This is a genomic window from Sulfurospirillum sp. (genome assembly GCF_036802865.1).
GTDB lineage: Bacteria > Campylobacterota > Campylobacteria > Campylobacterales > Sulfurospirillaceae > Sulfurospirillum.
The window spans coordinates 128,855-143,037 of record NZ_DAIRVK010000001.1 but is presented as its reverse complement, the minus strand read 5'-3'; the positions used below and the strand labels follow the sequence as shown (position 1 = coordinate 143,037).

13 protein-coding genes are annotated in these 14,183 nt (G+C 36.7%); 4 read left to right on the top strand and 9 right to left on the bottom strand.

Annotated features, from left to right (window positions below):
* The first annotated feature begins 37 nt into the window (after window positions 1-37).
* The gene (locus V7Q04_RS00745) at window positions 38-1,057 is read left to right on the top strand and encodes an aldo/keto reductase (RefSeq protein ID WP_333803012.1); all 1,020 of its coding nucleotides are present in this window, start codon (window positions 38-40) and stop codon (window positions 1,055-1,057) included.
* On the opposite strand, the gene V7Q04_RS00740 is transcribed toward V7Q04_RS00745, so the two are convergent.
* The 7 genes from V7Q04_RS00740 to V7Q04_RS00710 all read right to left on the bottom strand — a co-directional run bounded on the left by V7Q04_RS00740 (window position 1,054) and on the right by V7Q04_RS00710 (window position 8,070).
* Window positions 1,054-2,346 (bottom strand): adenylate/guanylate cyclase domain-containing protein, encoded by a 1,293-nt coding sequence (locus V7Q04_RS00740; protein WP_333803011.1) that lies wholly within the window; start codon window positions 2,344-2,346, stop codon window positions 1,054-1,056. The two genes, V7Q04_RS00745 and V7Q04_RS00740, sit on opposite strands and share 4 nt — an antisense overlap.
* Before the next feature lie 105 nt (window positions 2,347-2,451).
* Window positions 2,452-3,633, bottom strand: a complete 1,182-nt coding sequence (locus V7Q04_RS00735; protein ID WP_333803010.1) for an ammonium transporter — start codon at window positions 3,631-3,633, stop codon at window positions 2,452-2,454.
* A gap of 95 nt (window positions 3,634-3,728) precedes the next feature.
* The gene (locus V7Q04_RS00730) at window positions 3,729-4,067 is read right to left on the bottom strand and encodes a P-II family nitrogen regulator (RefSeq protein ID WP_333803009.1); all 339 of its coding nucleotides are present in this window, start codon (window positions 4,065-4,067) and stop codon (window positions 3,729-3,731) included.
* A gap of 47 nt (window positions 4,068-4,114) precedes the next feature.
* Window positions 4,115-4,633 carry a peptidylprolyl isomerase gene (locus tag V7Q04_RS00725; protein WP_333803008.1) on the bottom strand — a complete coding sequence of 173 codons (519 nt, stop codon included), beginning with the start codon at window positions 4,631-4,633 and terminating at the stop codon, window positions 4,115-4,117.
* Window positions 4,634-5,293, bottom strand: coding sequence for a response regulator transcription factor (locus V7Q04_RS00720; RefSeq protein ID WP_333803007.1), 660 nt, complete (start codon window positions 5,291-5,293; stop codon window positions 4,634-4,636).
* A gap of 7 nt (window positions 5,294-5,300) precedes the next feature.
* Window positions 5,301-6,914 carry an ATP-binding protein gene (locus V7Q04_RS00715; RefSeq protein WP_333803006.1) on the bottom strand — a complete coding sequence of 538 codons (1,614 nt, stop codon included), beginning with the start codon at window positions 6,912-6,914 and terminating at the stop codon, window positions 5,301-5,303.
* A complete protein-coding gene (locus tag V7Q04_RS00710) occupies window positions 6,904-8,070 on the bottom strand; it encodes an ABC transporter substrate-binding protein (protein ID WP_333803005.1) in 1,167 nt (388 codons plus the stop codon). The genes V7Q04_RS00715 and V7Q04_RS00710 overlap by 11 nt, the downstream gene beginning before the upstream one ends.
* Before the next feature lie 169 nt (window positions 8,071-8,239).
* Here V7Q04_RS00710 and V7Q04_RS00705 point away from each other — a divergent pair, with 169 nt between their 5' ends.
* Complete coding sequence (locus V7Q04_RS00705) at window positions 8,240-8,878, top strand: class I SAM-dependent methyltransferase (protein ID WP_333803004.1); 639 nt, start codon at window positions 8,240-8,242, stop codon at window positions 8,876-8,878.
* 37 nt (window positions 8,879-8,915) lie between these two features.
* On the opposite strand, the gene V7Q04_RS00700 is transcribed toward V7Q04_RS00705, so the two are convergent.
* Both V7Q04_RS00700 and V7Q04_RS00695 read right to left on the bottom strand, forming a co-directional pair.
* On the bottom strand, window positions 8,916-9,242 hold the full coding sequence (locus V7Q04_RS00700) for a hypothetical protein (RefSeq protein ID WP_333803003.1): 327 nt from the start codon (window positions 9,240-9,242) through the stop codon (window positions 8,916-8,918).
* 48 nt (window positions 9,243-9,290) lie between these two features.
* A complete protein-coding gene (locus V7Q04_RS00695; protein WP_333803002.1) occupies window positions 9,291-10,481 on the bottom strand; it encodes an MFS transporter in 1,191 nt (396 codons plus the stop codon).
* A gap of 120 nt (window positions 10,482-10,601) precedes the next feature.
* Here V7Q04_RS00695 and V7Q04_RS00690 point away from each other — a divergent pair, with 120 nt between their 5' ends.
* Window positions 10,602-12,293, top strand: a complete 1,692-nt coding sequence (locus V7Q04_RS00690) for a methyl-accepting chemotaxis protein (RefSeq protein ID WP_333803001.1) — start codon at window positions 10,602-10,604, stop codon at window positions 12,291-12,293.
* A gap of 188 nt (window positions 12,294-12,481) precedes the next feature.
* A complete protein-coding gene (locus V7Q04_RS00685) occupies window positions 12,482-14,173 on the top strand; it encodes a methyl-accepting chemotaxis protein (protein ID WP_333803000.1) in 1,692 nt (563 codons plus the stop codon).
* Window positions 14,174-14,183 lie beyond the last annotated feature (10 nt).

Sequence of the window (14,183 nt, the reverse complement as noted above, 5' to 3'; positions counted from 1 at the left end):
AAATGTTATACTTCCAAAAACAAAGAAGGTAAGAGAGATGGAATATCGTTACATCGGTAAAAGTGGATTAAGAGTTACCCCTATTTGTATGGGTACAATGAGCTTTGGCAGTTGGAGTACCAAAGCAGAATCATTTAAAATACTGGATACTGCTTACGATAGAGGTATTAATTTTTTTGATACGGCCGAGCTTTATCCTGTTCCTCCCAAAGAAAGTTACGCCGGTGTCACTGAAGAGATCATCAGTGAATGGCTTGCCACAAAACCACGAGAGAGCATTATACTCGCGACTAAAATTGCAGGTGCAGCGAATGGCTGGTTTGTGCCACCTATTCGCCATGGCTACACGGCGATTGATCGCTTTCATATTCAAAAAGCGGTGGAAGGAAGTTTAAGACGTCTTAAAACAGACTATATCGACCTTTATCAAGTACACTGGCCCGATGAAATTGTGCCAAAAGAGGAGTCTATGCGCGCCCTTGATGAACTTGTTACATCCGGAAAAGTTCGTTACATTGGTACATCGAATGATACAGCCTATGGTCTAACCAAATCCAATACGATTTCTCACTATGAAAAACTCTCCCGTTTTGAGTCTATTCAAAATAACTTTTCACTGCTCAATCCTCGCTTTTTGGACGAACTCGCTACGGTATGTCGCAAAGAAAAAGTTTCCCTACTCCCTTATTCACCCATTGGTGGCGGTGTCTTGAGTGGTAAATACAATCAAGCCTTTATCGACCCCAAAAGCCGCTTTGGAGAGTATTTACAAGCAGGTGAGCCAAGACAAAAAGCAATGTACAAGCGTTTTGTCAATGAAAAATCGCTCACTGCTACCGCTAAGTACCTCGAAATTGCAAAAAAATATAGCATGAGTCCTGTTACGCTTGCTGTTGCTTGGAGTATGCATTTCGATTTTGTCGCTTCTACTATTATTGGTGCACGTTATGCAACACAACTGGAAGAGAGTTTTAAAGCCTTCGAAATCAAACTAACGCCTGAGATTTTAAGCGAATGCGAGAAAGTACAAAAAGAGATTTTATACCCGATGGGCTAAGTTAATCCGTAGAAAGTTACTTTTTCTTCTTTGCCCTTTGGTGCAATGGAAGAGAGATATGCAAAGCGTTGTTGCAGTATGGGCTCTAAAAGCCCATAACACGCTTCGCTAATAATCAATGGGCATCCATACATCTTACACAGCTCTTCAAGGCGTGCAGTTGTATTCACCGCGTCTCCAATAAGGGTATAATCCTTACGTTCGCCTCCAATATCACCCAATATTACCTCTCCATAATGAATCCCGATTCCAATTCCATCAAGAGGTGGTAACATTCTATTTTGCAGTTCTTTATTAATGAGATCAAGAGATGAGAGCATTTCAAGTGCTGATTTAACGGCATTATTTGCATTACGTGTCAAATCGTGATCACGATCAAAGAAAGCGAGCAGCGCATCTCCTATAAATTTATTGATCGTGCCTTGATATTTCTTAATACATTCAAACCAAATGCCATAATAATAGTTGAGCATTGACACAACATCTGAAGCATCGGCCTTTTCACTGAGCGTTGTAAAATTACGAATATCTGCATACACTAAAACGGTTTTGATTTTTGAAGAAAAAGGCTCTAAATTCTTTTGAACAAGTTTATTACGTGTCTCGGAACCAATATAGCGCACTAAAAGTGTATCTATCTTTTCACTGAGTTGTAAGATTTTAATTCGACTATAAGCAATGGTTAAAGAGAGAAAAATACCACCCATAATAATATAAATATGTGCAGGGTCATCTAAAAACTCAATAAAGCCATCATGTAAACGCCAAATAAAAAGCTCTTCCTGCGCATAGGCTTCACTAATTTTGTCAGCATCAAGGTTTTCTTGAAGCTTGAGTTTAAGATCAAAAAAGAAATAGATAAAAATAAAAATGAGAATATTGATATTTGAAACTAAAAATTCAACCGCAAAACGCACATTTTGTCTTTTGGTAACATACCCAATATATTGAAAAATCCCTAAAAGCATTGTGGAAATCCAAAAGAACAGATGCCCTGTATTAAGCAGTGATACAACACCTTCTTGCATCATTTCAAACACAGTATAGGTAAGAGGAGTTAGAAAAGAAAGAAAAAGTCGTAGAACTATTTTATGCCCATAATAAACAAGAGCCGTTGTTTGAATAATCAACGTGCACAATAAAACAACATTGCCTGAACTTAACCAAAAACTTTGAGGAGACGTAAATTTCATAAAAATAAAAAAGAGTGCATATTGCCCAGAATAAAGCGCTATTTCATTAAAAAAACGTACAAAAAAAGAGGATTCACTGCGTGTAGTATATGTCATACGAAGCTCTCCCAAAAAGTTTTACCCATTATAGCAAAGCTCTTAAATGTTTTGAGGAGAAAGCGCAAGAGGGAAAGAATGTCCCTCTTGCAAGACTCTTAGTTTTTATACTTTTGATTTTACAAATTCAGGATAAGCTTCCAAACCACACTCTTCAAGATCAAGTCCAACATACTCATGCTCTTCATCACTTCTAAGACCAAGAAGCTTCTTAATAATAATAAAAGCAATATACGCAACAGGGAATGTGAAAAGACCTGTCAGTACAATACCTTTAAGCTGAGTCATCAATGAAAAATCAGCGAAAAGTGCTACAGCAATCGTTCCCCAAATACCATTAACCAAATGAACAGACAAAGCACCCACGGGATCATCAATTTTAAATTTATCAAACAATGGAACAGCAAAGACAACTAAAGCGCCACCAATGGCACCAATGACAATTGGTTCCCAAAGACCTACAACATCAGCACTCGCCGTAATGGCAACCAATCCACCTAACGCACCATTCAAGATCATTGTGATGTCCAGTTTTTTATACTGAAAATAGACGATAAACGCTGCAATAATTGCCCCAGCAAGCCCTGCAGTATTGGTGTTGACAATAATTAAGCCTACTAAATCAGCATTTTCGACAGTAGAAATATGAAAAGCACTACCACCATTAAAACCAAACCAACCAATCCATAACAGCATCCCACCAAGCGTCACTAAAGGAATATTAGAAGCAGGAATTGCTCGAATATGCCCTTCTTTGCTATATTTACCTCGTCTTGCCCCTAAAACTAAAATACCAGCAAGTAGTGCCCAACCTCCCACAGAGTGAATAACAGTACAGCCTGCAAGATCATGTACTTCTTTTAAAAATCCTCCACCCCAGATAGCATTGCCAACCATTGGGTAGATAAATCCACTCATTAAAACTGCAAAAATCATAAAAGGAACAATACGAATACGCTCACTCACACCGCCACTCATAATAGAGACGGTTTTACTCACAAATGCCATTTGGAAGAAAAAATAAGCATACGCACTGTAGCCTTCAACTGCAACGCCTTGTAAAAAGAAGCCAGTGCCTCCAAACATCAGATTGTAGCCCCACAGTAAAAAAACAAATGACGTAATAGCATAGAGCATGACATTGCCCGTAAGTACTGCCGAGACATTTTTACTGCGAACAAGACCCGCTTCAAGCATCGCAAAACCTGGAACCATTAAAATAATTAAAACTGAAGCAAAAAGGAGAAAGAAGGTGTCAATGATATATTGAATATGAGAGAAATCCATCACATATGCCCTTTGAGTGAAATAAAGTGTAACGGATAATTGTACAAAAAAGAGGAAAAGCTTTGTGATTAAAATTTAATCACAAAGCTTTAATTTTAGATAGCATCTTCGTTTTGTTCACCTGTTCTAATACGAATAACTCTTTGAATATCGCTCACAAAAATCTTTCCATCACCTATTTTACCAGTCTTTGCAGCTTCAGCAATCGTTGAAATTACTTTGTCTACATTTTCATCAGCAACAACGATGTCAAGTTTAATTTTTGGCAAAAAGTCAACCACATACTCTGCACCTCTATAGAGTTCAGAATGTCCTTGTTGTCTGCCGTAGCCTTTTACTTCATGCACCGTCATACCTGTGACTTCAATACTAGCAAGAGCATCTTTAACCTCTTCAAGTTTAAAAGGTTTAATAATCGCTTCGATCTTTTTCATGGCTTCTCTCCTCTATTATTTCTAAATTGTGGCTATTTTACCTTAAATTATTTTAAATATGCTTTGAGAATTTTTTGTGGTTGCATCGGCATGTCTCTGCCATCAGTTACAACATTTTCAAGCTTTTTTACAACGTCCATTCCCTCGACAACTTCCCCAAAAATAGTATGTCTACCATTAAGATGTGGGGTTGGTATGGTTGTAATAAAAAACTGACTTCCATTGGTGTTACGCCCAGCATTTGCCATTGCTAAGATACCTGGTTTATTAAACATAACATTAGGTTTAAACTCATCTTCAAAAGGTTGTCCATAAATAGACTGCCCACCCCGTCCTGTTCCTGTTGGATCACCACCTTGAATCATAAAACCTTTAATAATTCGATGAAAAGAGATACCATTGTAATACCCTTTTTTTACCAACCCTTCAAAATTTTCACACGCTTTTGGTGCAACTTCAGGCTTAAGAGCGAAAACAATAGTTCCTTGTGTTGTTTCAAAAACAACCTCACTTGCGACAAGAGCGCTCCAGATACCTAAGAGTAATACTAAAATTATTTTTTTCATTTATTGATCTCCCACGAGTTTTGTATTTCTAAATCGATACATTTTGTTCTTCACTTTTTCTAAAATGCCTACTTTAATCAGTTGTTGAAACATATGTACAACGGTTGGCTTACTGACACCAATATTGTCAATAATATCTTGGTATGAACCATTAAATATTTTATTTTCGTCTAAATGGTTAATAATATATTTTAAAATTTCAATCTTTTTACCACCAATAAGCGCGGCAAGACCTTCGATAATAAATGAACACCCTTGAATCTCTTTGTTGTGCAACTTGGGAAGCATTGCACTGTAAATATTGCTGATCAAATCTTTAACATTAATCGGTTTCATAATAAAACCATCGACTTTGAGGCTAATCGCTTCCATAAGATACTCAGTCTCTGTATACGCTGTGGTAATAATCGCAGGAATATCACGATTATGCTCTTTTTTGAGCTTTTTAAGCATTTCAATGCCATTCATCACAGGCATCATAATATCAGTTACGATAATATCAATGTCTTTTTCAAGTGCTATTTTAAGCCCCTCTTCACCATTCGATGCAAGATAGACTTCTTTGACAAAATCTTTTAAAATCAATTGCGTTTGCATTTGCACTGATTGTTCATCTTCTACATATAATACTACACAATCTTTTAAGCCATTAAAATCCATATTATTTTTACTCCTTCTTTGTAAGTGGTACTAAAATTGTCATAATCGCGCATTTTTCATAACGTTTGCCATTTTGGAAACTGTATGCGATATTTGTACCAATAATGGTACCGTTCATCTGTTTTTCAATAATTTGCTTCGACATATACAGACCTATGCCTGTGCCAGAGGATTTATGTTTGGTGGTAAAATAAGGCTCAAACATCCTATCTTGTACCTCATCGCTGATCCCACCGCCATTGTCTATTACACTTATTACTGCATTGCTTGCCTCTTTCGTAATAACAACTTCAATCAATTTTTCTTCTATTTCTCGCTCTTCAAGTACATCTTTGGCATTAGAAAAAAGGTTCATCACGACTTGCGAAAATTCATTAGGATAACCACTAATCTGCATATCGTTGGGGCAATTTAAAAAGATTTCAATGCCCGATTTTACATAATACTCTTGTATCAAATGAACACTGTGCAGCACCGTCTCTTTAACACTAAAGTCCTCTTCGCTATGATTTGGCTTGAAGAAATTACGAAAATCATCAATGGTATGAGACATCAACGAAGCCAACTGAATACCTTCATTAACCTGTTTATCAATAAAGTCATCACTCAGTTCAAGACCAGCCATACGCTTCATTTGAAAACTTTGAATAATCAAAACAATAGCATTGAGTGGTTGACGCCATTGATGGGCAATATTGCCAATCATCTCACCCATCGAAGCAAGTCTTGATTGACGAAACATAATTTGATCTTTTTGACGACTCTGCTCAACTTCATACTGCACTTTCAGTTCAAGATTTCGGTTAAGCTGTTGCAACTCTTGTGTTTTAGCATCAACCATTTTGGCAAGTCGAGCATGCAAAAGTCGAATATTTTGCAATAAAACAATCGCTAAAAGTGCTGCAAAAGCAATCGTACCAATCGTAGCTACGACAATCCACTCAAAGGTATTGTCGTATACCTTTGCCGTCCTTGCATACCCCTCTTTGGCACCATCGAGATTGAGATTAATAAGACCTGTAAGATCAATATTGATCGAGTAAACACTAGGATAGAGTTCATTTTGAAGTGTATCAATCGCTTTGAAACCTTGTTTGGTTTCAAAATAACTGAACATTTTTAGCAAAATACCATCAATCGTATGAATTTTCTGTTCAATCTTAGACGTCAAAATATCATCTTCTTTCGTTTTAAAAAATGATTGGCGGCTTTCATGCATAAAACCCCATGAGCGAGCTAGTTTAATCAGCCAATCACTCTCATCAATACCCAAACTATTTTTATACTCTTGTAATTCAATTTTTATTAATTCTTGAGCAAGAACTATAACCGTTTTTCCTTCTTGAGCGCTAATGGATCCCTTTTCGATGTCACGAATCGTATCTAAGATATTGACTGTATAGATGTCTTTAAGATTTTCAAGACGAATTGTTGGAAGCATACGTTTGGTATACAAAATATCAAAATTGTCTTTAATACGGTTAATGCTCATATGCGCAAAACTACCGATAAAGAGCATGCCGACGACCATAATGAGAAAAAGAAGCGTTGTCTTCTTCGCAATCGTCATCTCATCAATGCTGCCCATAAAATCATTTAAAGGATGATGACTATTGCTCATCGTTTTTTCCTACGGAGTAAAAGTCATCATCCACATATTCACTTAAATGTACACGATGTAAACATTTACAACGCTCATCTCTATTTTTAGAAACGGCAAACTCATCAAGTGTTTTGGAAGAAGCCTCTAATGCTTTGATAAATTGTTCTTTTGTGAAATCTTTTCCAACACTTTTAAACACTTCTGTGATCATACGTGCTGCAAAATATCCTTCTAATGATACATGGCTTAGCTCTTCTTTAGGGTAATAGGTTCGCATCAAAATACGATAATTTTCGACTTCCTCAACTTCTGATGTCCAAGGAGAAGGTACCACTTGTGCAAATGTAATACCTTTTCCATTGTTTTGTAAAAGATCAATCAAAGGTTTTGGCTCAATAAAGGAAAAGAGTCCAAATTGTACCTCTTTGCGTATTTTATCGCTTTTACGTGCCCTCTTTATGAACTCCGCAACGGAGTTAGTCGAGCCTATCATCAAAATGACTTCCGGATTACATAATTCTATCTCATACAGCGCATTGCCGACAGAAAGGGTATTGCGTTTATAACTTCCTTCCCCTACCAGTACAAGATTGCGTTTAGCAAGTGCCTTTTTTATACCATTAAGTCCAGTACGCCCATAGCTATCATTTTGATAAAAAAGAGCAAAACGTTTGTATTTTAGATCTTCCGCATAGTACTGTACTAACTTTTCAATCTCATCCAGATCGCCAGCTCTTGCATTGAGTACAATAGGGTTAGGAGGATTGCGTAAAAACTCTGCACCAGAATAAGCGCCCACAAAAGGAATACGTTTATCAATCGCTATAGGGAAAACAGCTTCGGTAACAGGGGTTCCAATGACACCAAAAAGTGCAAAAATATTCTCTTTTTCAATTAACTCATGGATATTTTCAATGGCAATTTTTGGCTCATAACGATCATCTTTTGCAATAATCTCTATTTTTCTACCATTCACGCCACCATGATCGTTAAGGTTTCGTAAATAAATTTCAGCTCCACGGAGAAACTGATTACCTACACTATTAAGTCCCCCACTAAAAGGTCCACTCATGCCTAAACGAATTACATCTCCTTCAAACTTTGCGTTAGAAATGAAATACGGCAACAGCAGCAGAACAAACACAAGAAGAACCCCTCCCATGAGTTTACGCATCTTTTTTGCTTTCCTTAGACTTTAAAACACTACGATGTTTATAGGTTATCAAAGAAGTCTATTATATTTTGCGGCTATAATATCAAGTATTTTTTATAAAAACACTTAATTAGTAAAAAAATATTTACTTAAATAATGTTTTCAAGGCTAAATGAAAGAGAATTCAAAAATGAAATGCAAAATTTGTGATAATGAGACAGATATCTTTGATGACCCTCAACTCAAAAAAAGTTATTTTGTCTGTTCAAAATGCCTCTGTATAGGGCTTAATCCTTCACATTATCTCTCTTTAGAAAAAGAACAGGGTCAATATAGTCATCATCAAAATTCACTTGAAAATCAAGGTTATGTGCAGATGTTTGAGGATTTTTTGGATTATTTCTGGAATGATCTTCCCTTTAATCAAAATTCACTTGATTTTGGCTCGGGACCAACACCCGTATTAGCAGAACTTTTAAGTCGAAGAAATGTCAATGTGGATTGTTATGATAAATTCTATCAACCCCTTAAATGCTTTGAAAATAAAGAGTATGATTTTATGACGTCAACGGAGGTCTTTGAACATCTGGATGACCCAATATCGACCTTGACCCTTTTAGCACAACACCTACGACCTAAAGGCTTACTTGCCATTATGACGCTTTTTCATCAAAATGATCAAGCCCATTTTTTAACATGGTGGTATCGAAGAGATCCTACACATATCGTATTTTATACACCTAAAACATTGGAAGTATTAGCAGAAAAATGTGGATTTACGGTCATTAAAACAGATGGAAAGCGTATAGCAGTATTGCAAAAAAGGTAGCGATGGGTACCACCACTACCTTCTGAACTTTTAATGATTATCTATAAGAACGGTAATATCCATCATCATAATCACGGTGATGATGACGTGGTGGATAATAATATCTTGGAGACGGCTCAACATAGATGACCCTCTCTTGAACATAAACTGGCTCTCTATACACCACCGTTGGTCTTGGTTCATAATACGTAGAGCTTTCGACATAACGTGTTGGTTGTTGTGATGCATTAATCAAACCACCTAACAATACAACTGCACCTGCACCAAGAAGAGCACCCTTTTCTCTATCGCCCATTGCATGAGCGCTTGTGATGCCACTAAAGACTAACACAATCGAGATTAATAGTGTTTTTACGATTTTCATTTGGGACTCCTTTACTTTTATGAAGAAATCTTAACGCAAAATCGTGAATCATTTGTGAAGTTTTTGTACCCTCTTCCAATAAAAACCAATAAGTATAAAAGCCATGCCTAACATACACGTTATCATCCATAATGGCATGCCCCACTCAAACAATGATCCAATAACAAATGAAACTAACGTACAAACACCCATAAAAACCATATCGTTATACGCTATCACTCTGCCGTAAAATTCAGCATCTGTTTCGTACTGTAAAAGCGTGTACGTGTATGACCACAATGTTGTTGTAAAAAGACCGCACAAAAAAATACCCACAAAGCTAAGGTAAAAGTCATACTGCAACACACCCCATACGATAATACTTATACCTTGCGCAATAAAGAGATAAAAAAGTGTCTGAGGATTGATGTATCGGCTCAGTACCAATTGACCTAGCACTTGAGAAATGGCACGTGAAGCATTAATAAATCCCATCACTAAAGCAATCGATAAAAGATGTTTGTACTCAGTATCTGCCAACAAGGCAATTAAAGCATCGTAGGCCGTAAAACCAACACTCGCATGAAGAAAAATAAGATGCATAATCTTTGGATTTTCCCGAATATAGACAAAACCACTCCAAATCATTGTTTTTACAGCTAAAGCGTGCTTATGTGCAATAGAAGGAATATCTATCCCCATAAGTAGATAAAAACCAATGGTATACAAAAGCATATCAGCGATAAAAGCACTCGTCGTACCAAAATAGTGTATGTAAAACCCAGCTATTGCCATTCCTAGTGCATATGAAACAGACCAAATAATCGAGTGTATTTCATTGGCAATTTTAAGATCTTTATCATTCAAAAGTTTTGGCAAAAGAGACATTTCAGTTTGAAAATAAATACTTCCCGTACCCATACGAATAAAAATAAGTCCTAAAAGCATCCAAAGAGCATCTAATGATGTGATAAACATAAGCCAAAAAACCGTTACAATCTCTATAGCAGTGAGAATCAGCATAAACTTCTTGGTATCGACTTTATCAATAATTGCTCCACTAAAAGGGGCTAAAAGCATCGAAGGTAAAAAAGTAAAAGCAGCAGCAGCGCTCAGTGCCCATACAGGTGCGTGTAATTGAATCAAAAGTGTATAAATTGCCATATGACTAAACCAGGCACCAAAATAACATATCAATTGAATAATACTCAACCTTAGAAGTGTTACATTTGTACGCAACAATTCTATATAATGATTCATTTCTTCTCCTAAATTCTTTCAGCGCCATTGTAGCGCTTTTCATTAACATTTATAAATTTATTTTTGTGTTACAATGCCTTCACTAACGCATAAACCTAATAAAAATGAGGAGCCATTGATATGAAGATTTCAACCAGGATTTTAATTTCACTCATACTATCGTTGATCGTTTTAGGAGCTTGTATTATTGGCGTGGCATATAGCAACACCAAGAAAAATGCTCAAATGTTCATCGCTGAATATGAAAAAGACGCCTATGCATCCCACGAAGATGAACTGAAAAACATCATGATCATCATGAAACAAATGGCCAATGCAATTTATAAAGCAGAAAAAGCTAAAGGGACTGCGGATGAAAAAATCAAAGAAGAAATCTTAGGTAAATTTGATGAATTACGCTTTTTTGACGATAAAAGTGGCTATATATTTGCTTATCAATACGATGGAGTTAATGTTCTTTATCCTACAAATAAATCTTTGCAAGGTACTAACCTTCTAGGGCTTAAAGATGCTAATGGCGTACTTCTTATTAAAGAGCTGATTGAAGCCGCCCAAAAAGGTGGTGGACTGGTAAAATACAACTTTCCAAAAGTAAAAGACGGAAAACCGCTACCAAAGTTTTCATATGCACTTCCATTTGAACCGTATAACTGGATGATAGGAACGGGCATTTATGTCGACAATGTTGAAGAAGTAGTTGCTAAACTACAAAAAGAAATTAATGAAAACACTGCTTCACAAATTCAATCCTTTCTCGTTATTTCAGTATTGTTGCTGATTTTAAGCCTTGGTATGACACTTTTTATTATTACGCGAACTATTTCAAAACCCCTTAATGATTTGATTCAAAGAGCTGATAATCTCTCCAGCGGAGATGGTGACTTGACACGAAAACTTGAAGTCGTTGGTAACGATGAAATAGCCATTGCAAGCAGTAGCATTAACCGTTTCATTGAAAAAGTACGCATCTTAATCAGTGAGGCCAAAAATCTTTCCCATGAAAACTCTTCAATTTCACATGAACTCTCTTCTACTTCTTTGGAAGTTGGGCGAGCAGTCGAAACATCCATGCAAATTGTTGGTAATACAACTTCAAAAGCACAACTACTCAAAAATGAACTTGCAGATGGCATTGGTGAGGCAAAAGAAGGTAAAACAGAACTTATTAAAGCAAATGATTTTCTCAAAGATGCCAACAGTGCCATACTGGAACTTACGAAAGATATTCAAAAAAGTGCCACTACGGAAATCGAACTTGCACACCGCATCCAACAGTTAAGCTCAGATGCGAGCCAAGTTAAAGACATCTTGGTTGTTATTGGTGATATTGCCGATCAAACCAATCTTTTGGCACTTAATGCAGCCATTGAAGCGGCACGTGCAGGTGAACATGGGCGCGGCTTTGCCGTTGTTGCAGATGAAGTACGAAAACTTGCTGAACGCACGCAAAAAAGCTTGCAAGAGATCAATGCGACGATTAATGTTATTGTTCAAGCCATTGCTGATAGTAGTGATCAAATGACATCCAATTCCAAGAAAGTAGAATCCCTTGCAACCACCGCCAGTGATGTGGAAACTAAAATCAATAATATGTTCCAAGTAATGAACAATGCAACGAACCTATCTGATAAAACAACTGAAAATTACCTTAAAACAGGTACGGACATTGAATCTATGATAACAAATATTACTCAGATCAATGACATTTCAAGTCAAAATGCGCGCAGTGTAGAAGAGATAGCAAGTGCAGCTGAACATCTCAGTCGTATGACAGAAACACTCAACCTTAAACTCGCTGAATTTAGAACTTAACTGGCTTTGCATGTAAAGATTTGGTATAAACGCCAAATCTTTACACAATGACGTCATAACCACTTCTCGAAAACAATGTTTCTTTTTTGATCACTCCTCATTTTAGTCTTTTTTATTCCTCATGATTTTAATAAATATAAATTATATTTTGTGTTACAATCAATGCCTATAGCTTTAAAGGAGAAAAAATGAAAATTTCAACGCGAATTTTAATCTCTCTCATTCTATCCCTCGTTGTTTTGGGCGGTTGTTTAATTGGTATTTCATACACAAATACCAAAAACAATGCAGGAATGTTTGTGAGAGACTATGAAAAAAGTGCCTATGGTTTTTACGAAAATGAACTTAAAACCATCATAGAAATAATGCAACAAAGTGCGAATACAATCTATAAAACAGAAAAAGCCAAAGGTACAACGGACGACAAAATCAAAGAAATTATTGTGGCACAGCTTGATGGGCTACGTTTTTTTGATGACAAAAGTGGTTACCTTTTTATCTATGAGTCAGATGGAACCAATGTTATGCTTCCAACCAATAAATCACTCCAAGGTAAAAACTTGAGTACCCTCAAAGATGCTAACGGAGTCTTTTTTGTCAAAGAACTCATAGAGATTTCCCAAAAAGGAGGAGGACTTGTGAAATACTTTTTCCCAAAAGTTAAAGACGGACAACCCTTCTTAAAATTTGCGTATTCAGCCCCATTTGAACCCTATAAATGGACATTGGGAACAGGTATTTATGTTGACAATGTAGAAGCGGAAGTTGGGAAGCTTAAAACGCAGATTTCAGACAATGTTGCTTCTCAAATTCGTTCTTTCTTAATTATCTCGTTTATACTCGTTATTCTGAGCATTGGTGCAACAATGATTATAATTAAAAAAACCATTTCCAATCCCTTAAATGATCTTATCAACAAAGCCGATAATCTCTCCAGTGGAGATGGTGACTTAACACGTAAACTTGAAGTAGTTGGAACGGATGAAATTGCTCAAGCAAGTAATAGTATCAACCGTTTTATTGAAAAAGTTCGTATTCTTATCAGTGAGGCAAAAAATCTCTCCAATGAAAATTCCTCTATTTCACATGAACTCTCTTCCACTTCTTTGGAAGTTGGACGCGCCGTTGAAACATCGATGCAAATTGTGGGCAATACTACTGCTAAAGCAACAACACTTAAAAACGAAATGACAACAGGTATGGGAGAGGCAAAATCAGGTAAAGAAGAGCTCCTTAAAGCAAATGATTTTCTTAAAGACGCCAACAGCGCCATACTTGAACTTACCAAAGACATTCAAAGCAGTGCATCAACCGAAATTGAACTTGCACACCGTGTACAACAACTCAGTTCTGACGCCAATCAAGTCAAAGATATCTTGGTAGTCATCGGTGATATTGCTGACCAAACCAATCTTTTGGCACTTAATGCTGCCATTGAAGCAGCACGAGCGGGTGAGCATGGACGAGGTTTTGCCGTTGTTGCTGATGAAGTGCGAAAACTTGCGGAACGCACTCAAAAAAGTCTCCAAGAAATCAATGCCACCATTAACGTCATCGTTCAAGCGATTGCGGACAGCAGTGATCAAATGACATCCAATTCTAAAAAAGTAGAATCTCTCGCAACAACAGCGAGTGAGGTCGAAATAAAAATTAACAATATGTTCCATGTTATGGGCAATGCAACCAAAGTTTCTGATAAAACCGCTGAGAATTATCTCAAAACAGGTTCTGATATCGAGTCTATGATGAATGATGTTTCTCAAATCAATGACATCTCTTCTCAAAATGCCAGAAGCGTTGAGGAGATCGCAAGTGCGGCAGAACACCTTAGTCGTATGACTGAAACGCTCAACCTTAAACTTTCTGAGTTTAGAACTTGATAGGTTTTAG